General features: G+C 44.1%; 27 protein-coding genes. 6 read left to right on the top strand and 21 right to left on the bottom strand.

Going from position 1 to position 24634, the window contains the following annotated elements; translation table 11 throughout:
- Positions 1 to 16: 16 nt before the first annotated feature.
- The 5 genes from ACYQ0Y_RS07795 to ACYQ0Y_RS07775 form a co-directional block, all read right to left on the bottom strand.
- Positions 17 to 442 (bottom strand): Asp23/Gls24 family envelope stress response protein, encoded by a 426-nt coding sequence (locus tag ACYQ0Y_RS07795; protein WP_407883033.1) that lies wholly within the window; start codon positions 440 to 442, stop codon positions 17 to 19.
- 20 nt (positions 443 to 462) lie between these two features.
- The gene (locus ACYQ0Y_RS07790) at positions 463 to 645 is read right to left on the bottom strand and encodes a DUF2273 domain-containing protein (protein WP_407883031.1); all 183 of its coding nucleotides are present in this window, start codon (positions 643 to 645) and stop codon (positions 463 to 465) included.
- A gap of 14 nt (positions 646 to 659) precedes the next feature.
- Entirely contained in the window at positions 660 to 1205 is a 546-nt protein-coding gene (gene amaP, locus ACYQ0Y_RS07785; RefSeq protein WP_407883029.1) for an alkaline shock response membrane anchor protein AmaP, read from the bottom strand.
- Between the two features lie 15 nt (positions 1206 to 1220).
- The gene (locus ACYQ0Y_RS07780; RefSeq protein WP_407883027.1) at positions 1221 to 1478 is read right to left on the bottom strand and encodes a GlsB/YeaQ/YmgE family stress response membrane protein; all 258 of its coding nucleotides are present in this window, start codon (positions 1476 to 1478) and stop codon (positions 1221 to 1223) included.
- 279 nt (positions 1479 to 1757) lie between these two features.
- Entirely contained in the window at positions 1758 to 3179 is a 1422-nt protein-coding gene (locus ACYQ0Y_RS07775; RefSeq protein WP_407883025.1) for a C69 family dipeptidase, read from the bottom strand.
- 418 nt (positions 3180 to 3597) lie between these two features.
- On the opposite strand from ACYQ0Y_RS07775, the gene ACYQ0Y_RS07770 reads away from it, so the two are divergent.
- Positions 3598 to 4230 carry an HAD family hydrolase gene (locus tag ACYQ0Y_RS07770; RefSeq protein ID WP_407883023.1) on the top strand — a complete coding sequence of 211 codons (633 nt, stop codon included), beginning with the start codon at positions 3598 to 3600 and terminating at the stop codon, positions 4228 to 4230.
- A gap of 77 nt (positions 4231 to 4307) precedes the next feature.
- On the opposite strand, the gene lrgB (ACYQ0Y_RS07765) is transcribed toward ACYQ0Y_RS07770, so the two are convergent.
- The 6 genes from lrgB (ACYQ0Y_RS07765) to ACYQ0Y_RS07740 all read right to left on the bottom strand — a co-directional run bounded on the left by lrgB (ACYQ0Y_RS07765) (position 4308) and on the right by ACYQ0Y_RS07740 (position 9946).
- Entirely contained in the window at positions 4308 to 5066 is a 759-nt protein-coding gene (gene lrgB / locus ACYQ0Y_RS07765; RefSeq protein ID WP_407883454.1) for an antiholin-like protein LrgB, read from the bottom strand.
- A gap of 26 nt (positions 5067 to 5092) precedes the next feature.
- Positions 5093 to 5548, bottom strand: coding sequence for a CidA/LrgA family protein (locus ACYQ0Y_RS07760; protein ID WP_407883021.1), 456 nt, complete (start codon positions 5546 to 5548; stop codon positions 5093 to 5095).
- A 269-nt stretch (positions 5549 to 5817) separates the two neighbouring features.
- Positions 5818 to 6594 carry an antiholin-like protein LrgB gene (gene lrgB / locus ACYQ0Y_RS07755; protein ID WP_407883019.1) on the bottom strand — a complete coding sequence of 259 codons (777 nt, stop codon included), beginning with the start codon at positions 6592 to 6594 and terminating at the stop codon, positions 5818 to 5820.
- Positions 6595 to 6608: 14 nt separating this feature from the next.
- The gene (locus ACYQ0Y_RS07750; protein WP_407883017.1) at positions 6609 to 7085 is read right to left on the bottom strand and encodes a CidA/LrgA family protein; all 477 of its coding nucleotides are present in this window, start codon (positions 7083 to 7085) and stop codon (positions 6609 to 6611) included.
- A gap of 385 nt (positions 7086 to 7470) precedes the next feature.
- On the bottom strand, positions 7471 to 8208 hold the full coding sequence (locus tag ACYQ0Y_RS07745) for a LytTR family transcriptional regulator DNA-binding domain-containing protein (RefSeq protein WP_407883015.1): 738 nt from the start codon (positions 8206 to 8208) through the stop codon (positions 7471 to 7473).
- Positions 8189 to 9946, bottom strand: coding sequence for a LytS/YhcK type 5TM receptor domain-containing protein (locus ACYQ0Y_RS07740; RefSeq protein WP_407883013.1), 1758 nt, complete (start codon positions 9944 to 9946; stop codon positions 8189 to 8191). The genes ACYQ0Y_RS07745 and ACYQ0Y_RS07740 overlap by 20 nt, the downstream gene beginning before the upstream one ends.
- A 647-nt stretch (positions 9947 to 10593) precedes the next feature.
- Between ACYQ0Y_RS07740 and ACYQ0Y_RS07735 the strand changes: the two genes are divergently transcribed.
- Positions 10594 to 11334 (top strand): demethylmenaquinone methyltransferase, encoded by a 741-nt coding sequence (locus ACYQ0Y_RS07735; protein WP_407883011.1) that lies wholly within the window; start codon positions 10594 to 10596, stop codon positions 11332 to 11334.
- Positions 11335 to 11385: 51 nt separating this feature from the next.
- Positions 11386 to 11754, top strand: coding sequence for a hypothetical protein (locus tag ACYQ0Y_RS07730; RefSeq protein ID WP_407883009.1), 369 nt, complete (start codon positions 11386 to 11388; stop codon positions 11752 to 11754).
- Positions 11755 to 11900: 146 nt separating this feature from the next.
- On the opposite strand, the gene ACYQ0Y_RS07725 is transcribed toward ACYQ0Y_RS07730, so the two are convergent.
- Positions 11901 to 12758, bottom strand: coding sequence for an alpha/beta hydrolase (locus tag ACYQ0Y_RS07725; RefSeq protein WP_407883008.1), 858 nt, complete (start codon positions 12756 to 12758; stop codon positions 11901 to 11903).
- 181 nt (positions 12759 to 12939) lie between these two features.
- Here ACYQ0Y_RS07725 and ACYQ0Y_RS07720 point away from each other — a divergent pair, with 181 nt between their 5' ends.
- Positions 12940 to 13620: an SDR family oxidoreductase gene (locus tag ACYQ0Y_RS07720; RefSeq protein WP_407883006.1), complete on the top strand. Its 681-nt coding sequence runs from the start codon at positions 12940 to 12942 to the stop codon at positions 13618 to 13620.
- A gap of 185 nt (positions 13621 to 13805) precedes the next feature.
- Here the strand turns inward: ACYQ0Y_RS07720 and ACYQ0Y_RS07715 are convergent, their stop codons facing one another.
- From ACYQ0Y_RS07715 to ACYQ0Y_RS07700, 4 genes are all read right to left on the bottom strand, one after another.
- On the bottom strand, positions 13806 to 14621 hold the full coding sequence (locus ACYQ0Y_RS07715) for a ribonuclease H family protein (protein WP_407883004.1): 816 nt from the start codon (positions 14619 to 14621) through the stop codon (positions 13806 to 13808).
- A 2-nt stretch (positions 14622 to 14623) separates the two neighbouring features.
- Positions 14624 to 15766 carry an A/G-specific adenine glycosylase gene (gene mutY / locus ACYQ0Y_RS07710; RefSeq protein ID WP_407883002.1) on the bottom strand — a complete coding sequence of 381 codons (1143 nt, stop codon included), beginning with the start codon at positions 15764 to 15766 and terminating at the stop codon, positions 14624 to 14626.
- 174 nt (positions 15767 to 15940) lie between these two features.
- The gene (locus tag ACYQ0Y_RS07705) at positions 15941 to 17155 is read right to left on the bottom strand and encodes an NADH:flavin oxidoreductase/NADH oxidase family protein (RefSeq protein WP_407883000.1); all 1215 of its coding nucleotides are present in this window, start codon (positions 17153 to 17155) and stop codon (positions 15941 to 15943) included.
- A 264-nt stretch (positions 17156 to 17419) separates the two neighbouring features.
- Positions 17420 to 17857 carry a hypothetical protein gene (locus ACYQ0Y_RS07700; protein WP_407882999.1) on the bottom strand — a complete coding sequence of 146 codons (438 nt, stop codon included), beginning with the start codon at positions 17855 to 17857 and terminating at the stop codon, positions 17420 to 17422.
- A 154-nt stretch (positions 17858 to 18011) separates the two neighbouring features.
- On the opposite strand from ACYQ0Y_RS07700, the gene ACYQ0Y_RS07695 reads away from it, so the two are divergent.
- Positions 18012 to 18557: a MarR family winged helix-turn-helix transcriptional regulator gene (locus ACYQ0Y_RS07695; protein WP_407882997.1), complete on the top strand. Its 546-nt coding sequence runs from the start codon at positions 18012 to 18014 to the stop codon at positions 18555 to 18557.
- 44 nt (positions 18558 to 18601) lie between these two features.
- Here the strand turns inward: ACYQ0Y_RS07695 and cysK are convergent, their stop codons facing one another.
- Together cysK and cysE are read right to left on the bottom strand one after the other, a co-directional pair.
- A complete protein-coding gene (cysK, locus tag ACYQ0Y_RS07690) occupies positions 18602 to 19519 on the bottom strand; it encodes a cysteine synthase A (RefSeq protein ID WP_407882995.1) in 918 nt (305 codons plus the stop codon).
- Positions 19516 to 20085, bottom strand: a complete 570-nt coding sequence (cysE, locus tag ACYQ0Y_RS07685) for a serine O-acetyltransferase (protein ID WP_407882993.1) — start codon at positions 20083 to 20085, stop codon at positions 19516 to 19518. The genes cysK and cysE overlap by 4 nt, the downstream gene beginning before the upstream one ends.
- Before the next feature lie 415 nt (positions 20086 to 20500).
- On the opposite strand from cysE, the gene ACYQ0Y_RS07680 reads away from it, so the two are divergent.
- Positions 20501 to 22597, top strand: a complete 2097-nt coding sequence (locus tag ACYQ0Y_RS07680; RefSeq protein ID WP_407882991.1) for a cation:proton antiporter — start codon at positions 20501 to 20503, stop codon at positions 22595 to 22597.
- 5 nt (positions 22598 to 22602) lie between these two features.
- Here the strand turns inward: ACYQ0Y_RS07680 and ACYQ0Y_RS07675 are convergent, their stop codons facing one another.
- From ACYQ0Y_RS07675 to ACYQ0Y_RS07665, 3 genes are all read right to left on the bottom strand, one after another.
- Positions 22603 to 22914 carry a DUF7671 family protein gene (locus ACYQ0Y_RS07675; protein WP_407882989.1) on the bottom strand — a complete coding sequence of 104 codons (312 nt, stop codon included), beginning with the start codon at positions 22912 to 22914 and terminating at the stop codon, positions 22603 to 22605.
- Positions 22915 to 23232: 318 nt separating this feature from the next.
- Positions 23233 to 24054, bottom strand: coding sequence for an oxidoreductase (locus ACYQ0Y_RS07670; protein ID WP_407882987.1), 822 nt, complete (start codon positions 24052 to 24054; stop codon positions 23233 to 23235).
- A 93-nt stretch (positions 24055 to 24147) separates the two neighbouring features.
- Positions 24148 to 24468 (bottom strand): ArsR/SmtB family transcription factor, encoded by a 321-nt coding sequence (locus ACYQ0Y_RS07665; RefSeq protein WP_407882985.1) that lies wholly within the window; start codon positions 24466 to 24468, stop codon positions 24148 to 24150.
- Positions 24469 to 24634 lie beyond the last annotated feature (166 nt).

Here is a 24634-nt window from a genome sequence, read left to right as displayed (position 1 = left end):
CTTCAAACGGTCGTGGTTATTCAACATGTTTTGCTTCAGGCGCATGTTGCGAATTTGGTTTACCTTTTGTCTGTTCTTGCCAATCACGTTTACTCATTACATCATTAATGTGTAAATTCAGCTCAATGACATCCAGACCGGTAAAATTGCGAACATCGCGCACAACTCGATCACTAACTTGCTCAAAGATTTGATGAATGTCTTTCCCATATTCAACCGTCGCGTTCATGTCCAACGCAACTTGTTTTTGCCCGACTTCCGCGTCAATACCTTGCGTTGGGTCGGCTTGGTTCCTAAAGCGGTCGGTAATCCCGCTTAACATCCCACCGTCTAAGGATAAGATGCCATCAACGTTACGAGCTGCCAAACCGGCAATCTTCTCAATGACCCCATCATCAAATGATAAGGTACTTTTTAAAGGGGGTGTTTTTGTATCCGCCATCACTCATTCCTCCTATGTGATTAATCAGACAAAAACCGATTAATCTCTTGTTTTAATTGACGCGTACTTACTGGCCAGAAGTGACTAATTAAGCCACCAAGAATCGCAATTACAGCAACTAGAATCATGCTCCAAAATCCGGCTAGAACCCAAGCCAAGCCAAGAATCAAGCCGACCAGAGTGCCAAACATCATTCGATTCATTCAACCACTCCTTTCTAAACCACCCGGGCAGGATGGGTATCAGGGGTTGCCGGTCGGACTTCAATCCGTGGGCGCCGGAGGGTTAATCCTAAACTTTTTTGCAAATAATCATTCACTACTTGCAAGGCTTCTTGCCCAACTTGTTGATAATCCGGATCAGTAGTTAGCGCTGACACCTTCACATCAGCCTGTTTGTGTCGACGTACGGTTAATGAAACGTGGGGACGATCCAAACGACCGCTTTCGGACAAACGATACTGCAAATCATGTTCCATCGCGGCAATTGGCAGCATAATCTCGCCGTGGTTCTTCTGATAACGAACGGCACGCAATCGCTTTCGTTTAAAAATACCGATCAAGAGCAAGATCCCACCAGTCAGGGCCGTAATTACGTTTAGGACTAATAAGACCCAGCGAGTCACATCCGGATTAATTAATAACCAATGATTAAGCTCGTTGGTGACCCCAGGCACATTAATCGCTAATAAAATCGCCAGGCCACCGGTCACTAAGACAATTAACCCAGTGAGACTAATGATCCATTTACTAACTGGTCTCATCAAGTGACCTCCTAACTAATCTTTGCGTTTTCGCACGTTCATGATTAATGACAAGATCAAAACTAAAATGATTGCACCTAGAATTGACGGTACAACGGCCATTCCAGCCAATGAAGGCCCCCAAGACCCTAGCAATGATTGACCAATCCAAGCACCAACCAATCCCGCAATAATATTACCAATCACGCCACCAGGAACATCCCGATTGATAATTAACCCTGCCACAAATCCAATCAAACCACCAACAATAATTGACCATAACCATCCAAGCATTAAAACCACTTCCTTCCTTTTTTGATTAACTTAATCTTATGGTATTGATATGTTCAATCGCAAAAAATCTGCTTATAAGCATCATATGTTGCACTTACATACCACCTAGAATGTATCCTTGTCCTTGATACACAAAAAGACCCAAGAAAAAACGTCAGACTAAATACAAGAATCGGACTAGCCAATGCCCAACAAAAAAGTTCGCCTTGGCGACATTGCCAAAACGAACTTTTTATCAAATCTCACGTTGCTTGTTTTATCCCACAATATTTTAGAATCCTACAGATTAACATCCATATTAAAAGTCAGTTTAGACATCCCAAGTCCGTCTGTTACCAATTGACCAATGAATGTCATCGTCTTATCCCGCATCTGGTTAACGACTTCATGGTTTTGTTCCGTCAAGTAAGCAGTTAAGGCTTCACCACTTAACGTCTGTGCTTGCTGATCAATCGTTTCAATCAATCGCCGTAATTCCTCTCGACATTCTTTCAAATAGTCAGTATCAGCCTGAATAAAATGACTGTAATGACTTTCAGTTAACATCGAAACAGTGCGGTACATCCAGTATGCATCTTTCACATTATACGTCATGGACGTGTTAGCAAAGCTGGGGTCGGTGTCCGTCGCATTGGCGTAAAAAGGTAGATATGGCGTATAAGCCGGGATTCCGATGGAAATCCACATCACCGCAGAAATTGCCGCTGGGACATTAGTCCGAATCTGCAAGATGTGACTCTGCTGTGTCCGGTTCAATGAAATCGCTCGATAACGTGTCTTGTCTTCGTCGCTACCGTGACCTAATGGATCAAAAAGTGTTTCATTGTAGTGAGAACTTTCGATATATTCAACATCTTCCAAACTGATTAGCCGATTGGCGTGGCAAATAAATGGCAAATCACTAGACTCAGGCTCTTGCTTGATCTCTGGATTTAAGTACCGCTGCGCGAACCAAACGCGTGGTGTGTTGTAATGCCGATCCTTTTCAGTATCGGTTCCAAAAATGTGGCGAAAGTTCCAGCCCGTTTTGTCGGGATTTAAATGATGTTCGGACACGAATTCACGAATTCCATCTGACCACATAAAGTTGTCTGGATCATCAAAATCAATTTGTTCTTGTCCTACCTGATTTGCAGCGACAACATAAGCATCGTCTGGAATCCGGGAAGCCACCCAATGATGACCTGTCACGATTTCCATATACCAAATGTCGTCCTGGTCAGCAAAGATGACCCCGTTACCCTCTGGCGAACCGTATTTTGCCACGAGGTCCCCTAGGTAGTGAACGCCATCTTTGGCAGAGTCAATAAAAGGCAAGACCATCGTCTGCATCGTGTCTTCCGCCATGCCATCTGGAATCAGTGGATCGTAAGCAAGTACCTTTTCGTTGGCATAGACACTTTCTGTGGCAGACATAGCGACATTTTTCTCGTTAAAGCCGCTTTCATCGTAGATACCTTCACCAGCGACATCGACATTTGGTGTTGCTTGATAGCGATAACCATTTTCTGGCAGTGGTGCTTTAAACCCATTTTGGGTTGACGCCAGTTCTTCATGTCGGCCGGTGACAGCTGGTCGCATAATGACCCGTTGTGGTGCAATTGGTAAAAAAGTATCGTCATTTCTAGCAACCATGACGGAGCCATCAATTGAGGCCTTTTTCCCGACTAACACGGTGGTACAAGCTTTATCCCATTTCATTACTGGTTCAATCCTTTCTTACATATCCATTTTTATATTTAAAAATAAGTGTACTCCTCTTTAATTTATGAAACCAGAGCGTGAGCCAGACCGTCTTGAGTCCGAGCAACAACTGGGAATCACGGACGGGGGTCACCCAGTAGTGATTACTGGTTGTGCACAGGACTAAAGTCTGGTGAGCGCGTTTATACCAGAGCGTGAGCCAGACCCGTCTTGAGTCCGAGCAACAACTGGGAATCACGGACGGGGGTCACCCAGTAGTGATTACTGGTTGTGCACAGGACTCAGGTCTGGTGAGCGCGTTTAAGCAAATGGTGCAACCATCTTCTGATTAATAAATCGGCTTTTCTCAGTTCTAGTTACCACCTCTGTTATAATTGATTTAAAATAATTCCATAAAGGCGGAGGCTACTTTTAGATGCAGAACTTTCTTTTTGATGTAGATGGAACCTTGCTTGATTCTGAAAAAATGTACATGCTTGCCATGCAGCAGGCGCTAGATGAAACCGGTCGGCATTTTGAGTATGAGCGGCTGGCCCAAACATTTGGAACGACCGGCAAAATTGCATTTCAACAACTCGGCATCCCCGATGACGAAATTCCAGGCTTAATCGATATTTGGCAAAATTATACGAAATCGACCTATGATACAATGCGCATTTATCCTGGAATTGAAGCAGTTCTCCAGCAACTCCACGAAAATCCTCGGCTGACCACAGCCATTGTGACATCAAAGTTAGCACCTGAATATCAACGTGATCTTGTGACTAATTTTCCTTTAGATCAGTTCATGGATGGCCACGTAACTGCTGATGAAGTTCAACGAGGTAAACCGGCACCTGATTCACTGCAGCTAGCCTTGGCTAAATTAAAATTAATGCCTAACCAAACAATCTATATCGGCGATACAATTTATGATTTACAAGCAGCCCATGCAGCGGGACTTACATTTGGTTTAGCAACATGGGGCGGCCCAAAAGCCCAATCGCTCATTCGTGATAGCGATGAAGTCTTGGATCAACCGCACGATTTACTGAATTTAATTGGGTAAATGACAACTTCACCATTATAAAAACGGCATCCATCAAGAATAAATGAATGCCGTTTTTATAATGTTTTTTAATCTAATTAACGTAAACCAACTAAACTAGCAAAGACTGGTACTACTGCATTGACAACGATACCAATGATGACCACCGCGATGGCCCCCATTGATCCTTCGACTGACCCTAAACTCAAGGCAAAGGCCGAACCAATCGTGTGACCAGAGGTTCCTAAACCTAACCCTGTCCCAATTGGATCAGAGTCTAACCGGAAGACCTTCACTAGCCACTTACCCAATGCGTAAATAATCACTGCGTTAACGATACATGCCATAGCTGTAACTGCTGGACTACCACCAATTGCCGCTGAAATTGGTAATGCGATCGCGGTCGTCGCGGCCTGTGGCAACATTGACGCAATCCCTAATTTGCTTAATCCAATGGCCTTAGCCACTAGATAAATCAACGTTAAAGAAATAAAAGAACCAACAACTAACGCTAATAAGATCTCTTTCCAAAATTTCTTCACAATATCATTACGTTTATACAACGGGACTGCAAACGCAATTGTGGCGGGGTTCAAGAACCAAAAGATAATGTCACCACCCGGCTTATAAGCTTGCGTGTAAAAGGCCGCGGTGCTCATTCCGAGCATTTTTGCCAATGCCATTAATGCTAAAATCCCAGCAACCATGCCGACAAATAAGGGCTGAAATAAAAAGAAACCATGCGAAATCTTAAATAACCATTGACCCAGTAAAAAGACCACAATCGATAGAAAAATACCAAAAAATGGGGTAACAAAGTAGGCCAAAGGTCCCTTAACAACGGGTGCTGTTGCCATTAGTAACGTACCAATTGTCATTTTGCTTACCTCTCATCTTTCGTTTCTGTGTCCACGTGAGCATCTTGGTGCAACCAGTGAACACGCATCCAAATAAAGAGCCGCGTACAATACGCAATCGTAACCAGCAAAATCACCGTCGAAATTATGATGACAACAATTAATTTCCATCCTTCCTTACCTAAAATATCAAGAGTGCCGGCTAGTTGAATCCCTGATGGAACAAACAAGAAGCCAATGATCCCAATCAAAAAGGCGCCCAATCCATCCACCCATTCAACTTTAATAACGTGCAAATTCAAAGCGACATATAAAAGTACTAACCCCACTACTGGTGTCGGTAATGGAAAATTGGGAAAGGTTTTCGCACCCCACTCAGAAATCAACCAAGAAACAAACAAGACAGTTGCATAAACGCCAATTTGAATCAAAATTGGTGCAGGCTTTGGCGCTGATTTTGGCGTGTTCTTTGACTTCTCCATCAACGTTTCCTCCGTTCAATTGAGCAAGCTTGAGTTTGTGAAATTGAGTTTCTTCCCTTGAATTATAACCGATTATATATCAGCTTAGAAGCTTTTATATCGGTATTGTAAGCGCTTTATAATTTATCAGAATTTTATTCCAGTTTGTTCATGATTTTTGTATAAAATCATGAATTTCACAATGTGACTTCCCCGGGCCACAAAAAAACGATACCTTATCTCGAAAGAGACTCAGTATCGTTCAATCCTGTTATTAATCGTTAAACTAATTAGTGTAAATTAACAATCGCCGAGAAAATCGGTACAACGATATCAATCACGATCCCGATAATAACCACAGCAATGGCAGCCATTGAACCTTGGGCTGAACCGAGTTCAAGCGCGAATGCTGAACCAACGGTGTGTCCAGAAGTACCTAATCCTAGTCCAGTCCCGATCGGATCAGAGTTCAAACGGAACACCTTAACAAGCCAGCCACCCAGCGCGTAAATAATCACGGCATTCAAGATGCAGGCCATGGCCGTAACCGCTGCATTACCACCGATCGCGGTCGAAATTGGCAAGGCGATCGCTGTCGTTGCTGCTTGTGGGAGCATTGAAGCAATCCCGATATTGCTCAACCCAAAGGCCTTTGAGATGCCATAAATGACGAACAAAGATACAAAGGCCCCAATAATGAGTGAAAGCAGAATTTCCAACCAGAATTTTTTGACAATATCATTACGTTTGTACAGTGGTACGGCAAACGCAATCGTAGCTGGGTTCAAGAACCAGAAGATGATATCGCCACCTGGTTTGTAGGCCATGGTGTAAAATTTCGCAGTATCCATGCCTAGCATTTTTGCTAACACAATCAGGGCAATGATTCCTAAGACCATGCCGACAAATAAGGGCTGGAAGAGAAAGAAACCATTGAACTTCTTAAATAACCATTGACCTAACAAATAAACAATCACGGATAAGAAAATGCCAAAGAATGGTGTTGCAAAGTAGGCTAACGGTCCGGTGATAACTGGTGCTGTCGCTGCAAGAATTGTAAATGACATGATTATGCTCCTTTCTACTGTTTATTCTTCGCGTCGACTTCTGCATCGCCGTGGAATAAGTGGACCCGAATCCAAATAAATAGCCGCGTTGTGTAGGCCACAACGACCAAAAGAATCACGGTGGATAAGATAATGACAACAATTAACTTCCACCCTTCATGTTGCAGGATTCCCAAAGTACCGGCCAATTGAATTCCAGAAGGAACAAATAAGAAACCAATCAGGCTAATCATGAAGCCACCGAACGAATCCACCCATTCCACCTTCACAATTTTCAAGGTTAGTGCTAGGTATAAGAGCACCAAACCAATCACTGGTGTTGGCAAAGGAAACTTGGGAAAGGTCTTCGCGAAGAATTCTGAGATTAACCACGAAATAAAGAGAATCGTGGCATAAATCCCAATCTGAATAAGAATTGGTGCTGCTGGTGTCTTTTCACCAGTTGTCGCCTGTGATGCTGTTTGATTAGAGCTAGGTTGCTTTGCTGCCATGACAATGACCTCCTAGTCATGTGAATGATTGCGTAACAATGATGAGAACATAAATTCATCTCACCTAACACCCTTATTTTACGAATATCCGCGCTCTAATTGCAGTTTCACTTGTCAAAGGTCAAAAAAAGCGATCGAAATGCCATAATCAAGTGGTGAAATGACAAATACATCAGTTGACTTTGATCACATTTGAACTTATGAAACATCTAACGCTTATCAAATTTTCTTAAAATGCAAGGTTAACCCAAACAAACAACCCGGCAACTAGTATCTCTGCAACACTCGACACAATAAACTAAACACAAAAATCAAGCCACCATCAAAAAAAGACCAGTCCACAAATACTTGTAGATGGCCAAGATTTAATCGGATAGTGATCGAGCTACATATTCAATCGCTGTTTCATTTCTTTGACAAAAGAGCGACTGACAGGCATTTTATCTCCATTTGTCAGTGTGATTTGGTATGTATGGTTGAACCATGGTTCGACTTCTGAAACCGCGTTTACATTTACAACCATACTGCGGTGAATCTGCATGAATTGTTCAGGTGCCAACCGGGTCAATAACCAGCTCAACGTTTGGTGTGCGCCAATCCGTTGTGTTGCGGTAATAATGACTAATTCTCCATTTTCGACGAATCCCGCAAGTATATCGCGTTGCTTCAATACCCGTGTCTTTTCATCTTCGGTGATCGATATCACTGCATTTGCCATCGGTGTGGGCGTGAGGTTTGTTTCTCGCTGGTCAACACTGCGCGTCTGCAAGGCCGTTGCAGCTTTAGCAAGTGCTTGGTCGATTCGTCGTTGCTCAAACGGTTTTAATACATAATCAATCGCATCAATATTAAATGCCCGAACCGCATACTGATCATAGGCAGTTGCAAAAACAACTAACGGTGGCGTCGCTAATTGGTGTAACTTATCAGCTAAATCAAAGCCATTTTCGTTGCTCAATGAAATGTCTAGAAAGACTAGATCCATTGGCATTGCAACTAACTGTGTGATTGCTGCACTAATGGAGTCCGCTTGTTGTACTTTCGTCACCACTTGATTTTGAGTTAACAAATATTCCAACTCATCACGTGCTAATGGTTCATCATCAACGATGAGCACTTTCATCACCAACAACCTCCTTTTCCGGAATGGTCAAACTCACACGAGTACCGGTCATACCAGTCTCAAAATGTAAACGACTCATTTGACCATAAAGTCCTGTTAGTCGAGCGTTCAAATTTTCCAAAGCGGTTCCGCTTCCCTTGGCAGATTTAACAATTTGATGACCAAGTTGCGGCAATACCTCGGCATCAATTCCTAAGCCATTATCGATCACTTCGACCTGCAGTGCCGCTGACACTTGGCGGACGTTAACCCACACTTGATTGCCATACCTTCGATCACCAAACGCATGTCGCAACGCATTTTCCACTAGAACTTGAATTGTGAAAGGTGGCAGCATGACTGTATCTTTAACCGAAGTATTAAAATGAATCTGATACTTATCAGGAAAACGCGTTTGCTCAAGTGACAAATAGGCTTCAACATGCTCACGTTCCTGCTGAAGCGTAATTTCTGTCTCGCGTACCCCCTGTAAATTAGTTCGAAAATAAGTCGACAACTGTAACAATAATTGCCGTGCCTTATCCGCGTTCGTTCGCATTAACGCCGAAATTGTATTAATCGCATTAAAGAAAAAGTGCGGATTAACTTGTGCCTGCAAAGACTTAATCTCCGCATCTTTGACTAGTTTAGATTGTTCTTCAGCCATTCCCAATGCCAACTGACTGGAGAAAATTGACGCCAAACCTTTCGCCAACTGTTCTTCAACGGGAGTTAAATTTTTAGCATTGGTAAAGTACATTTTTAACGTCCCCACGACCTGTTGCTGAACGATCAGTGGAATAACTACCGCTGCCGCTAATGGACAATCCGCATGTGGGCAACCAATTTCCACTTTGCTATGAGCAATTCTCATTTCACCAGTTGCTAATACTGTTTTTGATAGACTGGTCATCACTTCTTTTTCCGGAATATGATGATCACTTCCTGCGCCAACATGGGCCAACACATCGACGGAGTCGGTAATTCCAATGGCATCAAAATTCGTATAATTTCGAATAATTGTTGCGGCTTGCTGCGCGTTGGCCTCATTCAATCCAGAACTAAAGAAGGGTAACGTTCGGTCAGCCAGCTCCAACACATCGTGCGTTTGTACGGCCCGTAGTTGTTCTTCTTGATGCAAATAGGCCGAGATGACTGACATAAAGATCGACGTCCCAACACTATTTAGAATCATCATCGGGAAGAAGATCAGACGGACCAATGCAAATCCAGCATGACTAAACCCAAAGATGAATAGCATCTGGACCGCCTCCATTGAAAGGCCAAGTAATGCTGACATCGCTGTGCTGGGATACTGGTTTCGATCTGCATTTCGTTGACCAACAAGACCAGATAATATGCCCACCAGCAGTGAACTGGAAATGTAGAATAAATCAGAACCATTTCCTTGGATCACACGATGAACCCCTGCAATTAGGCCAACAATTCCCCCTACAACTGGTCCACCGACTAAGCCAGAGACGGTGATCGCCAATGTCCGAGTGTTAGCAATGGAGTCGGTCGCAGGTAATCCAGTCAACCAAGTACTGGAGATAAGTGTATTGTGGGCGGTAATTTCCACGCCAGTTAAATTAGAAATAATGGCAAATAACGCAAAAATAATAATTAAGATCCCTTTAGCCGGCCACGTATCTCGATCTTTTAGTAACTGGCGAAAGTAGCGAACATTGACGAGCATAAAGGCCAAGATAATGATTAGGCCAACGCGCTGCATCATTAGTAAAAATAAAGTCAGCATGGTTACATTCCTTTCGCAGATGTACACCTATTATACGCATGGTGATCGCATCCCCGAAAGTCAAATGTGTTTAAATAGCTACCTAATCATCACTAAATGACGCTTGTTCTTGGCCAGGAATGGATGAGTAAAGAAGGTTCATGTTCTGATTTAACTGCGGTTTGCGTAAAGTTTAAGCGGATACAATTCTAAAAAAGGAAAATAGTTCTACTAGTGCCAGATCAAACCTTCGCACAATTAATTTTAAACGGTCAAGATGCCTAATTAATGATTATTTATGTAAGCCTCTACACAACTGACAAGATAATCGCAAACTAACATCGTATGTGACAGCGGTGGTCAGTAACCAGTTTGTTTCACAGTTTAATCAACAACTTCGCTTTTACTAGGACGGAATCACACATAGCTTCGGAATATGAGTGAATTAATCAAAAAGTCGATCAACATGCCTGTGACGTTCAGGCTGATCGACAGTAAACAACACTACAAAAGATTAACCTGATCCTAATACCAATTTTATTTTCCGCCTAAATGTTGGCATCACCTCGTTCATACGCTTGCGGGCATCTCCTGAAACCCTTATATTAAACGAGGATGTCGTATTTTTAATTCCATAATCACCATAAAATAAGTAAGGAGCTGCTCATATGTCGTTAGCCTCGCCCAAACGGCCTGCCAGTGTTCAGGCGTTGTTCACCAAATTGGCACCACGCTATGATCGCATGAATAATATTATTTCACTTGGTCAGCACAAAAAATGGCGACAACGCGCCATGGCAATAACACATATTCTACCAGGCGATCTGGCCTTAGACCTTTGTTGTGGTACAGGTGACTGGACGATTGCGTTAGCCAATTGTGTTGGGGCTAAGGGTCATATCGTCGGCGTAGACTTCAGTGGCGCCATGGTTAGCATCGCACGCCAAAAAATCGCGGTCCAAGATTTGACTGATCAAGCGACCGTCATCGTCGGCGATGCGTTGCACTTACCATTTCCAAACGATACCTTCGCCGTCGTCACGATTGGCTTTGGCTTACGCAATTTAGCTGATCGGGCGGCCGGCCTTTCCGAAATTTTACGCGTATTGCAACCAGGCGGTCAGCTGATTTGTTTAGAGAGTTCCCAACCAACTGCGCCAATCATTCGCCCCCTTTGGCATTGGTACTTTAGTCGAATTATGCCGTGGCTTGGACAAGTGTTTGCTCATGCTCATGATGAATATGATTATTTACAACGTACAACGGCCGCTTTCCCTAGTTACCAAGCTTTATCAGACTCTTTTGAAACGGCAGGGTTTACTAAAGTGACCTTTCAACGGTTTACTTTCGGCGCGGCTGCCTGCCACACTGGATTCAAGTCAATAGCAGCCCCCGTTTACAGCCATTAAAAATTCGCGTACACTAACACCAAATCACGTTAGGAAAGTCAGGGATTCATTGTGTCGGAAGAACGCTATTACCAGCCCAAAGACAGTAAAGATGCGATGCGCTACATTGAGCGGCTCTTTAATCGCTACAAAGATGCGCCGATAACCCAAGCATTGGTCGACTATAATCACAATTTAGCGGCTTCATTACGCGATGACATTGCTACTGCCGCAGTTAACGAAGGTGCTCCTAACCGACACGACACTGCCCTCTCGATGGCCAATGAAATGGATCGTTGGGCCCGTGTGCGCGCTGCGGGGCAACCCTATCATGGACGACTACGCCATTTTAGGTTTGAAGGTGAGGCCGCATCACTAAGGTTCAAAGCGAACCAACTGAAAAATCACCAGACCGGTTCATTGCGTACCACGCGCCATTAAACTTGGCTCTTAGTGTTGGTGTTTAAATGACACTAACAAATAAAGATCCCTATCTTCAAACTGTGATGACTTTTGCCAAATCGGCAGGCGCCAGCGCAGGCAAAAAGATAGGGATCTTTTTTAGTTTATTCGTTGTTCAACCCAACTTAATTAAACAACAACTTGGTCACTAATTTAAAACTCCTCACCGTCGTATGAATCTGATGATGATTCATATGCTTGAGTAAAATTTCATGATAATTTGGGATACGTCCGGCGGTCAAATAACGTAATGACTGAGCCTGAACGATCGGTACCGCGTTATCCGTGTCTTCGCCATCTGTTGAACCGTAAACATTATCGATTTGGGCATTACGATTGGCCAACAAATGCGGTGCGTCCGCCATCGATTGCCGATAAATCCGTGTAGGACGTTTCGGTTTACCATTACTAAATAAGTCTTTGGCATGATTAGCGCCTTCATCTACTGGAGTTCCCAGCAGTACCATTCGATTTAACCGAGGTAAACGCGTGTCATTTCCATAACGAATCAACTGACTGACCAAAGCGCTCCCACCCCAAGAATGGCCCACGGCATTATATTGTGTCATCCCGTAGCGGTGTTTTAGCAGGATTAAAATCTGGTTGAGCCATTTGACCTGTGGTTGATAAGTGTTCGCCAAATTACGGGAGAAGGTCACTTGAATAAGTGGATTGACGTCAGTCGCCTTTAAGCGACCATACACATGGATATGTCCCAACCAATCAACATTGATCCGCATTACTTTCCCAGCGGTGTGCTGTTCTTGCATATATCCAATCATTTGATTAAAGGAGTTCGCAGAGGTACCCCAACCAGGCATAAAAATGGTTGGGATGTGTGTTTGATGAACTGTCGCGCTCACCTTAGCGGCAGTCAAAGGCTCCGGTGCCACGCCAATACTCGTTACTTTTTTGAATAAGGTGAAGCTGGCACCTAAGACAAGAATTATCGCACCCGCAATGGTCCAAATGCGTCTATGCATAGCCTTTCCTCCCATAAATTAATCATTGTCACTGTACCCCTTTTGTCCACCGGTGACTAGCCGTGGTACCACCCTTTGGGAAATCTTTAGTTGGTTAACTTTTATAAGCATCAAAGTCAGACATTGTGACGCCGCACGCTTATACTGAGTTTGATCAACCTTATAAGGAGGAACGATAAAAATGGCAAATCCAATTTTAGCAATCGTCGGCGTTGGGCAGACAGGTTTGGCTCAAGGCCAGGCAAAACTATTTGCACAACACGGTTTTGATATCGCCCTAATTTCTCGTGATCAAACCGCTTTGAAAACGGCCACCGATGAATTGGCGGCTTTGAACATTAAAACCACAATTCTGACAGCTGACTTAACCAAATTAGACACAATTACAGCCGCCTTCGACCAGATTAAATCTCTCGGTCAATTACGTGCTGTTATTTTTAACGCCACTTATCGACCAGGAATCGCGCCATCTAAGATGACTGCCGATCTCGTTCAGACCGGACTCACGATTGGTGCTGTGGCACCGGTAGCCATTGTTCAAGCCGCCTTGCCGCAATTAACCGCCACCACTGAACCAACTGCGTTGTTATTCACTAATAGTATTGCTGGCGCCAAGCCGTCAACAAATGCTGCCCTGCAGGCCATGGAAAAAGCTGCCATGCGCAACTATGTGATTACTTTAAACGAAGACTTAACGAAAAAGCAGTCAACCGTTTATGCAGGAATGGTCACCATTAATACGTATATTCGCCATGGCAAAAAGGAAAATCAAGATCCAGACAATATCGCGCGAGCATACTACAAATTGTTTGAAGCGCGAAGCCCCGTTGAATTACCGTATCATGATTTAATTTCTGAATAGTCCACAATCAATGACTCAGAGTGAAGCCGGCCTGGTGATCCTGAGCATTAACTAGTCAGCAACGATTGGCGCCTTCTGCCGATTGTTGCTGACAGGTTAAGCACAAGGATCAGGCTGGTGCAGCTCGACAAAAAAACGTGTTTCTGCCACTAATGGAGAAACACGTTTTTATTAACGACTTTTATTTAAAACAAATCTAATTGGTGGTCATTAGGCCTGACTTCATCCACTATCGACTGAGCCTTTGCCAAAGGTTGCACGCCATCGTGTTTTCCCGTTGGATTGTCAGCACTCATGGCATCCATTGTTCGATTCAACAATTCATCCACAAATACATTCCCGCGGTTATCTGCGTGCCCTTTCGTCCATTCAAAACGGAGCTGTTTAAATTGGGGTAACACCTGGCTCATCGCTTGCCAAAGTGCTTGATTAGCCACGACTTCACCATTACTCTTGCGCCATCCACGCCGTTGCCAGCCTGCTAGCCATCGTTTGGTAATGGCATCTAACACATATTTTGAGTCAAGAACCGCTACAATTGATTCTTGTTGCTTGCCAGTTGCGACTAACGCACGTAACGCCGTCAATAAGCCAGTGAGCTCCATTTTATTGTTTGTGGCGCCAAATTCACCTTGCGAATCAAAATATCGATCTGTCGGCGTTTGAACTAGGTAGGCCCATGCAGCTGGATCACCATCTCTGACATGACCGCCAGCGACATTACCGGTATTTCGTGAACCACCGTCGGAATAAATGACAATTTCATCAGGCTGGGGACCTCGAACTCGGTTAATCCCTACATGACTAGTCGCTGCATTGGCCGATACTTGCGTTTGATATTTACCACCTGTATCTAACCATGCTTGGGCTTCTTGACGAGTTGGAAAACTCTTATACCGCGCCCCGGCTACACTGTCGACTTGTTGTTTAGCTTGCGACCAAGTGGTGTAAATCCCAGGAACCTTTCCCTTGGCAATTGCGTAAAACTTATGACCTGCCATGCTTAGCCTTCCTTCCCTTTGTCGGACTCCATGGTCTTCACCCACGCTCGCCATAGCTTTTGTTGTACCGTTGGCATTGCAAACTGCGCAAAGGCTGACGGTGCGATCACTTGACCTGGAAATAAGCTTAGATCAGGGTCTGCTGACAATGTTGCCTGAACCAATTTCAATTGCCATTTTTGATGCGTAAATGTGTGGCTGACACGACGACTAGGAACCGCCGAAAGGGTCACTTCAATCCCGGTATCGGCAGCAAACTCCTCTGCTGCCCGTTTGATTAAAATCTCTTCGTCAAGTTCACCTTGTTTTTCGTCATCTTGCACTAAATCTGCTTCCAATTGCAACGGAAAGGTCCACAATCCCGCTAACATCCCAGTTGAAGGACGCTGCGTGAATAAGTAGCCGGTTGGAGTCTGGATCACCAAGGCTAAATAAGCCATTGGCACCGGTCGTGGTTTTGCACTCCGAACCGGATAATTCAGCTCTTTCCCATCTAAGAAAGCTTGATTAAATGCGCGAACCGGCGAATGTTCACTATCCGGCTGCTTGGCCGTCATGTAGCTACTCCCAAGGTCCATAATCGCTTGATTGAAGTCACCCGGCCGTTTAGGATCAATAACTTCTCCAATAACCTGCTCAAACAATTGCCGCGTTTGTGGTTTTGTAATATCAGCGTCAATTTCCATCAGCCGACTAAACACGCGAAAAGCATTGCCATCGACCGCTGGTACTGGTTCTCCAAAGGCGATGCTGGCAATTGCGCCAGCCGTATACGGACCAATTCCAGTCAAGCTTTGCAATTCAACCGCCGTCGTTGGCCACTGACCATGACGCTCATTGACGATTTCTTGAGCGGCCCGCTGCAGATTACGCGCCCGCGAATAGTAGCCTAACCCAGCCCATGCACGCATCAATTGTTCAGTTGGCGCACTCGCCAATGCATCAACGGTTGGAAACATGGTCATAAAGCGTTGATAATATGGAATGACCGTTTGGACTTGCGTTTGTTGTAACATGATTTCGGAAACCCACACATGGTAGGGATCGTGGTCCTTACGCCAAGGTAGAACCCGACCAGCTTCATCGTACCAAGATAGTAATGTTTTGCGAAATGCGGTTATTTTAGTTGGCGACCAATGTTCCACGTAAAGAGCCTCCCTGAATTCAGTGCTGTTATCGTAGCATATTCTGGTCCGCCACCTTTGTTTTATTACATAAGATTAAACAAACCTTTGTACCCCTGAGTAAGATCGCGGATTTGGGGCAAAAGCCAAAGATAAACACCATGTCCAAGCCTAAATAGCCAAACCTGCGCCAACCTAATTACGTTGCGGGATCAAAATACTTAAACCTTGTTTGCGTAATGAAAATGACAATGGAATCCAGGCGTTGGTGGTTCGCCGAACTGACTTGCCCGTGGCAATTCGCGCCATTTGCATTTCATAATAGCTCAACCCAATCATTGAACCAATTTTACCATCAAGACTTTTAATCCCAGTGGATAAGAAGTCTAAATCAATCGACTGAAATTGACCAGATCGAATCTGCATCGGCAAGTCTGGCACTAATGCCAAAACCCGGGCCGTCCCCACCATTTCAGTTGCGCCATCGGCCACAGCCGCGTTCATCCCCGCTGCTGTTTTAAAACCGCCAGTCACCGCAATTGGTGTTGCAATTTGAGCCTTGACCTTTGCCGCGTAGTTAACGAAAAAGGCGCCGCCAGTTGTCTTTATCATTTCAGGATTTTCATAGTTTCCACCGGAAATTTCAATTAAATCGACCCCTAGTTCAGACAATTGTTTAATTACCGTCAATGAATCTGCTTCACTAAAGCCATCCTCACTGAAATCAGTTGAATTAATCTTGACCCCAATGGAAAAATCATCGCCAACGGCTTCACGCATTCCCTCATAAATTTCGACTAAAATCCGCATCCGATTAGTGAGATTACCCCCATATTCATCAGAACGACGATTGTCATGAGGAGACAAAAATTGATTCAGCAAATACCCATGTGCGGCATGAATTTCCACGCCATTGAAGCCGGCCTTTTTAACGATTTCTGCAGATCTGACAAATTTACGAACGATCTCGTGAATTTCATTGATAGTCAACTCACGTGGATCATTAAATGCAAAGCTATTAGCGCCCGCCATTGGTACTGCACTGGGAGCTACGGGGTGCTGACTCACATTACGCGGCGACTGCTTGCCAGGATGATTTAATTGAACCCAAATTTGCGCGCCATTTTGTTGACCTGCTTCAGCCCAGGTGCGTAACCAGCCTAGATTACTTTCGTCTTCAATCACAACATTTCCGACCTCACCAAGGGCGTTTGAATCGATCATTACATTACCGGTGATGAGTAAGCCTGTTCCACCCTCCGCCCAATGCCGATATAAATTGATCAGCTGTTGGGTAGGACGATGCGATTTATCACCCATTACCTCGCTCATCGCTGGCTTCAAAAAACGATTTTTAATTACTTCACCACTAGCTAGTGTCAACGGTGCAAATAAAGTTGATGTCGTCATAAATCGATCTCCATTCATTTTTTAATTGTAGGTTTAAACAAATGAACGTATAGGCTTAAAAAACAGACAACGATTGACGTTGCCTAAATGAGCTTTCTTTATGTTCGTTTGTTTAAACTAAGTAAAACACACTAACTTTTAGTTTGCAAGTTCCTCTTCCTTCGAAATGGCGACTCGCCCTCATGCTTTCTTCAAATTAAATTTATCGTAGACCAGTCACACACCTAACGAATCGCGATTAGCTCATTATATTTATCACCTTTCTCACAGCACCATCGTTGACGATAATAATTTTTCATTAACCACCGTCACCGCGTGCTGAATCTGATTTTGATAATGATGTTCCTGTTCAAAAACGAGTAAGTCATAGGAAAATTCATTGCAGTATACGTCAGTGGCGATCGAACCTAAGTTGTTGCCTCGCTGAATGCTAACTTTAATTTGTTTGACGCCTAAAGCTTGAGCGATGTCGGCCAAATCAGTGCCAAAGTGCGACGCCTCAGCCATTAAATTAGTCACGTAATTTGGCGTTAATGCATCAAAGATGCTAATTTCATCGTCGTCCACCCAGACGATAATGCCAAGTGTCGCTTGATTCGCTAATGCCGTTTGGAGCGCATAATCAAACCCGTCGACGTTCTGCGTTTTGGCATTAACGACAGTTGCAACAAGGTCAAAGCGAGTCGTATCGATTAATTGCATCCAAATCACTTCCTTTTCGTGAATATTGTTTCTTTTGGAAACTTTCATGAGTATAGCACCCATTGTTTCTCAAAGAAACATTTTGCGTTAAAATAAACCCACACATCGATTTTGCTTTTAATCGACTATCTATCCTACTCATAAAGGAGAACTAATGGCACAAGATCAATCAAAGAGCCAGGAATTAAATGATCTTTATTCCCAATTAATTAGCTTTGAAACCGCGCGTCAACCATTTGACCAGCGTTTCAAACAAGTCATCGATATGCACAGAGCTCATGGTCATCATGGTGATTTCCCCTTTGATTCCCACGACATGCATAACTGGCAACATTGGTCGGAGCATTTTAATCACCACTTCCGGGAACCAGTCCGCAATGTCTTAAGCACGATTCAAAAAAATCCTGGCATCAACGCTCGAACGATTAGCGGTAAATTGAATCTTCTGCCAGGTACTTTATCTAAATATTTAAAAGCGCTTATTGGCCGACATCTCGTCAAGGAAGAAACCAACCCTGACAACCGGCGGGAAAAGTTTTATTACTTGACCGATAATGGCGAATGGTTGCTTGCCTTAGTTCAAGGCGCCCAATCCGATGACCAACAAGCCAAAATAGCGGTCTTCGATGAATTCAATGGCGATGAACAAGCTGTCATCATCCGCTTTCTATTGGCGATGCGCCATCGTAATGACGACTAAAAAAACCGGCTGATGATGATCATCAGCCGGTTTAATCAACCTAATTAGCCCTGAAATAACGGCGTGGATAAGTATCGTTCACCATTATCGGCCGCTAAAGCCAAGACTTTTTTACCCTTAGGCAACGTCTTGGCTTTTTCAATCGCCGCCCAAACAGCTGCACCACCAGAGAAGCCTAGCAAGATGCCTTCCTGGCGTCCAATAGCTCGAGCAGTAGCAACTGCATCTTCGCCAGTGACATCTGTCACACTATCGTAAATTTTAGTATCCAAAACATCCGGGACAAAGCCTGTCCCAATCCCCTGAATGGGGTGCTTTCCAGGGTCACCACCATTTAGGACCGCCGAAGTCGCCGGTTCAACACCGATAATTTCAACATCAGCATTTGTCTCCCGCAAAAATTTTCCCGTTCCTGAAATAGTCCCACCGGTGCCAATCCCAGCGACAAAAGCATCAGGCGTTCCATCAAAATAATCGACAATTTCCGGACCAGTCGTTTCATAATGAGCTTGCGGATTCAGTTCATTAATGAATTGGCCTAAGCGAATATAGCCACCCTTTTTTAAGGTTTCATTAACTAGATTAATGGCGCCATTAATCCCTTCTGCGCCTGGTGTCTCAATTAATTCCGCACCATAAGCACGCATCAATTGTTTACGTTCCTCACTGGCTGTATCGGGCATGACGAGCACCGCATGATAGCCTTTGGCCGCAGCCACTGCAGCGATACCAATTCCAGTGTTCCCAGAAGTGGGCTCAATGATAGTTGTCTCAGGGGTCAACGAACCATCCTGTTCCGCGGACTCAATTAATTTTAAGGCGATCCGATCTTTAACGGAACCCGCCTCATTGAAGAATTCCAATTTGACGTAAACGTCAGCGGCATCTTCAGGTGTAGAACGTTGTAATTTTACAATCGGTGTATGGCCGATGTAATCTAAAATACTTTCTTTTTTAATCATAACGATGTACCTTCTTTCAATTCAGGTTGTTGGTCATAGATGTGGATCGCAGGAATTTGTTGCTGCCAGGGTCGAACAACATGCGCCGGATTGCCAGCAACAGTGGTTCCAGAAGCAACTTCTTTGAGAACCACGCTCCCTGCGCCAATTTTAGCTTGGCTGTGGACCGTAATTGGCCCAAGGATTAACGCGTTAGCGCCGATAAAGACGTGGTTGCCGATTTTGGGATGCCGGCGGCCGGTGATGGCATGGCGTGAACCGAGTGTAACGCCATGTAGTAGGGTCACATCATCACCAATAATTGCGGTTTCACCGATAACCACCCCCATCCCGTGGTCAATAAATAGACGACGACCAATAGTAGCGCCAGGATGGATATCAACACCAGTGTGATGGCGGGCCCAGTGGCTAAGTAACGCAGCCGTCAATCGATGGCCATGCTGCCAGAATTGATGAGCTACCCGGTATAAGACCGTCGCTTGATAGCCTGGGTAAGTTAAAATCACTTGCCATCGACTTTGCGCGACGGGATCTTCTTTGATGATCCGATCAATCGTGTCAAACACGCCTTTTCCTCCTCGTAGGTCAAATTAAAACGCATCCACTTCCGATAACTCAGTTGAGACCAAGTCAGGGAAGTGGATGCGTTGACACTGTCGCTTAAAATGCTATTGGTTGGCCGACTAGACCTCAACACAGCTAGCAGTGGTGACGGACAGATGACGTTTCCCAAAACTTAGTACACGATCGATAGCACTACAACAAGTTAAGTTCATCATCGTCCACACCTCTTTTTCCGTTATAAATTATCTGTTAGTGTACCGACTTCTTTTTTGTAAGTCAAGTAAAATCAGAGCGTGAGCTAGACCGGGTGAGCCTGATCACCACTATGGCCTTGAAGAACTGATACAATTTGACTAATGTTCACTTGAATATCCATTATCTCATGAAAATTCTGTCACGAAAGGCTGTGACCCATATATGGAAATTTTGTTTGCGGTTGGTATCTTAATTGTGGCGGTCATTGCCGCTGAAATTATTTATCAACAATTTTCCGCGATCCCCCTCGCATTTTATCAAATTGCTGCAGGTGTGCTGTTGTCTTTGACGACCTTGTACCACCACTATCAATTTGATCCTGAATTTTTCTTGTTGGCCATCATCGCGCCAATCATGTTCAATGATGCCCAAGAAACATCGCGCAAGACGCTTTCTCGTAATATCACAGATACGCTATCTTTAGCGATTATGCTGGTGGTTACGACCGTTTTAATCGTTGGTTTTGGCGTTCATTTAATTTATCCAGCATTAACCTTATCCTTGGCTTTCCTGTTAATTGCCATCGTGACCCCAACTGATGCGACAGCGGTCAGTTCAGTCACGCAAAACTTGCAACTGCCTACTGGACTGATGGATACCTTGAAAAATGAATCCTTGTTCAATGACGCTTCTGGGATTGTTGCTTTTGATTTAGCGCTAACCGCTTTTATGTCAGGCGATTTTTCTGTTAGCCACGGTGTCATCTTCTTTTTAGAAACGTTTTTCGGTGGTCTACTTGTCGGTGCTTTTCTTGGTTGGCTGGTCACGGCACTACGAATTGCGTTAATTCGTTGGAATATTGAAAGTGCCTCTATCGCGGTGCCAGTTCAATTATTGACCCCATTTATAATCTACTGGGCGGCTGAAGAATTCCATGTCTCCGGCATTCTGGCAGTTGTCGCGGCAGGCCTGATTCATGGGATTGAACGAGACAACCTGCGACTAACTTCTACTAAGATTCAGGTGGTCAGCACCAGTGTCTGGGGACTAGTAACCAGCCTGTTAAATGGTTTTGTTTTTGTGTTACTAGGCGTTAGTTTGCCAACCATTATTGATAACCTATTGGCAAAACATCAAGTTTCCATTTTAATTCTTACGGCCCTTGCCATCGGTATTTATATCTTAATGATGGGGATTCGTTTTCTCTGGATTCGTCAGTTCATCCGACTACCTTTCGGCAAGAGTGTTAATCTATCTGCCGCCCTTCTGAGTCTCAGTGGCGTCCATGGGACAGTAACGCTGGCGATGGCTTTTTCATTACCATTAACTTTGACAAATGGGACGACCTTTCCCATGCGCAACGAACTCATTTTTATCGCCGCCATTATCATCCTACTCAGTTTAATCGTCCCATTGTTCACCGTTCCATTTATCCTGCCAGTACAAGAGTCGGATGATCAAGACGACTTCGACACTGCCCATCATGCAATGATAGATTACGCTATTGCGTGGTTGAAGAATAACGCAACGGAATCAAACGCCCGGCATCAAGTCATTGAGACGCTTGCCTTTGAAAAGGGGTTACGGACACGTCCAGACCGTAAACAAGTAGACGCACTCTTCAAAATGGCGACACAAGCAGAGGTGACTGCAGTTAATAATCGGATTAGTAGCGGCGAACTAACCAACATCGAGCAGACCATCTATCAACGCTACGTTTTCATGTTGACAAGTCGGCAAGCAAGCCCTACTGGTCACACACGGATTGGTTTGCGGACAAAATTCATTTTGGCCAAATTGAGTCACCCACTCAAACACTATAAAATGCGGAAAAAGGCCCGCCAAATTTACAAACAAGCCGAACAGCAACGCAAATCTTCACAGCTGTCAACCAGCGATCAATTAGTGGCTGCTACCCGCACTAACGAGCAGCAGCCACTTAGCCAATCATTGATTTCAGCGGTAAATGAACAGCCTTTAGCAAGGTTAAACCAATCACGCCAAATTATGATTGACGTTGAGCAACTTGGGAATGAAGCAGTGATGACCTGGTTAAAGAATCAACAGGTAAGTTCTGATCAAGCAGCCGTGAATTTTGTTCGGGATACGTATATTAAACGAAGTCGGCGTTTCAAGCATGATGACGACAAAGCTGATGACGAGATGCTTAACGCGCTCTATCTAGCTGCCTTTCAGGCGGAATATCAATTTGTTCAAGATGCCTTAAGTCGTGATAAACTCTCAACCAGTTTGGCCAAAAGCTTACGCGAACAAGTTTCTTACGATCAAATGGTTTACATGCAAAATGACAATCTTTAACCACTTCAGGTTTCATCCAGATGAAATTGCTGCCGAAGTTTAACGACCATCTCATTGCTGAGGGTTTCACTGGTAAATCGTTGCATTGGCGTCCACTGATGACGATCTTTAAACGCCACAGGTTGCGTTGCTAAAACAGCGATTAATAAGTTGTTTTCTGTTAAAAATAACTGACCAAGTTGATTAAAATGACCGCGAGTATGTTTGCCTGTCCGCCAATCGTGAAGCTTTGAGCCTGTAGTAACCACATAATGGCCTGCGGAATCAGTCGTCACGGGAACGCCAGTGTAGCGGGTCACTTCATACTTTGCTTTCATAATTATCCCCCTAAAAACCTTCTGCGCTGATTTTACCACAGCCAGTTTATAATCAGACAAAATGTCAGAGACAGGAAAATATGCATTTACCCTGCAAAACGGCTACAATAAACGTGTAATCTTTTGTGAAAGAGGTGAATGCATATGGCACAAAACTTTCCAACTGGTCAAGAAGCCAACGAAGAACGGCGGACAGTGAACGTAGATGGCGTTGAAATTACGTTGTTTGTTCGTGATGACACGATTGTTAATAATTAATGCATAAAAAATGAGCTGCAGTCCTGTTAGGGATCGCAGCTCATTTTTTATGCATTCAGATCACACCATCGCTTTAATTAATTTATCAAAGACTCGGGTTGGCAAGACCGTGTGCATAAATACCGATACTTTAGCGCCATAACCGACTAAATAGCGTGGATGCGGATGTGGACTATTGGTGGCACGGGTGATGGCATTAGCGATGACCATTGGATCTGACAAGCGGTTAGAAGTATAGGTTTTTTGCATCTTGTCTGCCGCTTGATCGGCCATCTGCTCATAAACAGTGCCTTTGGATGAATCGCGTAAGTGATCGGCAGCGATCAAGCCCCAATTTGTTTTGATTCCGCCCGGTTCGATAATAACAACATCAATGCCAAACGGAGCGACCTCCATTCGCAAAGCGTCACTAAAGGCCTCGAGTGCATACTTCGTGGCATGGTACCAAGCACCCATGTAGGTCGTAATTCGGCCTGCCATTGAAGAAATATTAATGATCTTACCAGCATGTTGCGCTCGCATATGGGGTAAGACTAGCTGTACCAAGCGGGCCAAGCCGAAGATATTCACTTCAAATTGGTTCTTGGCTTCGGAAATTTTCACATTTTCAATGACACCATATGAACCATAGCCAGCGTTATTAACGAGTACGTCAATTCGGCCTGCTTGATCAATCACGCTTTGAACCATTTCAGCGATTGAGTCTTCGTCAGTAATATCTAGATAAACTGGAGTGACACCCAGCTGAGTCAAACCAGCCATTCGTTCAACGCGGCGTGCTGCACCAAAAACTCGATACCCTTGCTTAACTAATTTTTCAGCCGTCTGATAGCCGATACCACTACTGGCACCAGTGATTAATACAACTTTTTCTTGATCCATCGTAATGCTCCCTTCACTCAATAACAGTGTTATTGTCAGATGAATATTCGTTGGTTTAAACATCTGAACTAATATGCCAAAAACAAAACCGGTCTATTCAGTACCGGCCTTACTTGCAATATCCGCTTCTAAAGATGACGTTAGTTCCTTTAATAAATCTAACGCATTCCCCATATGAGCACTATAATAACGCTCCGTCCCCGTCTGGCTAACCGATAGAATTCCTGCATCACGCATGAGTTTCAAATGATGTGACACGGCGGGGCGAGAGAGTGATAGTCGATCCGTAATTTGGTTAACCGTCATGTGATCCGTCTTGCACAACATCACCAAGATTTGTTGGCGATTTTCATCCTGCAGCATCGTGAAGATGGGAGCACCTTCTTTAAAAATTTCTAGCGTTCTTTCTGCCATTTACTCATCCCTTCAATTAGTAAAATAATTTCTATAAACGTTCATGTTCTCAAACCATTTAACGATATTTGCTTAAATTTGTCAACAAATCTTCGTTGACATCAGGTCAAGAACGCGCTAAAATTCGTCTCATAATAAGTTCAAAAGATTAAACTAACGAACGAAA

The organism is Furfurilactobacillus curtus, assembly GCF_054657915.1.
The sequence above is the reverse complement of the archived record's forward strand: the minus strand, read 5'-3'. Positions and strand labels throughout refer to the sequence as shown.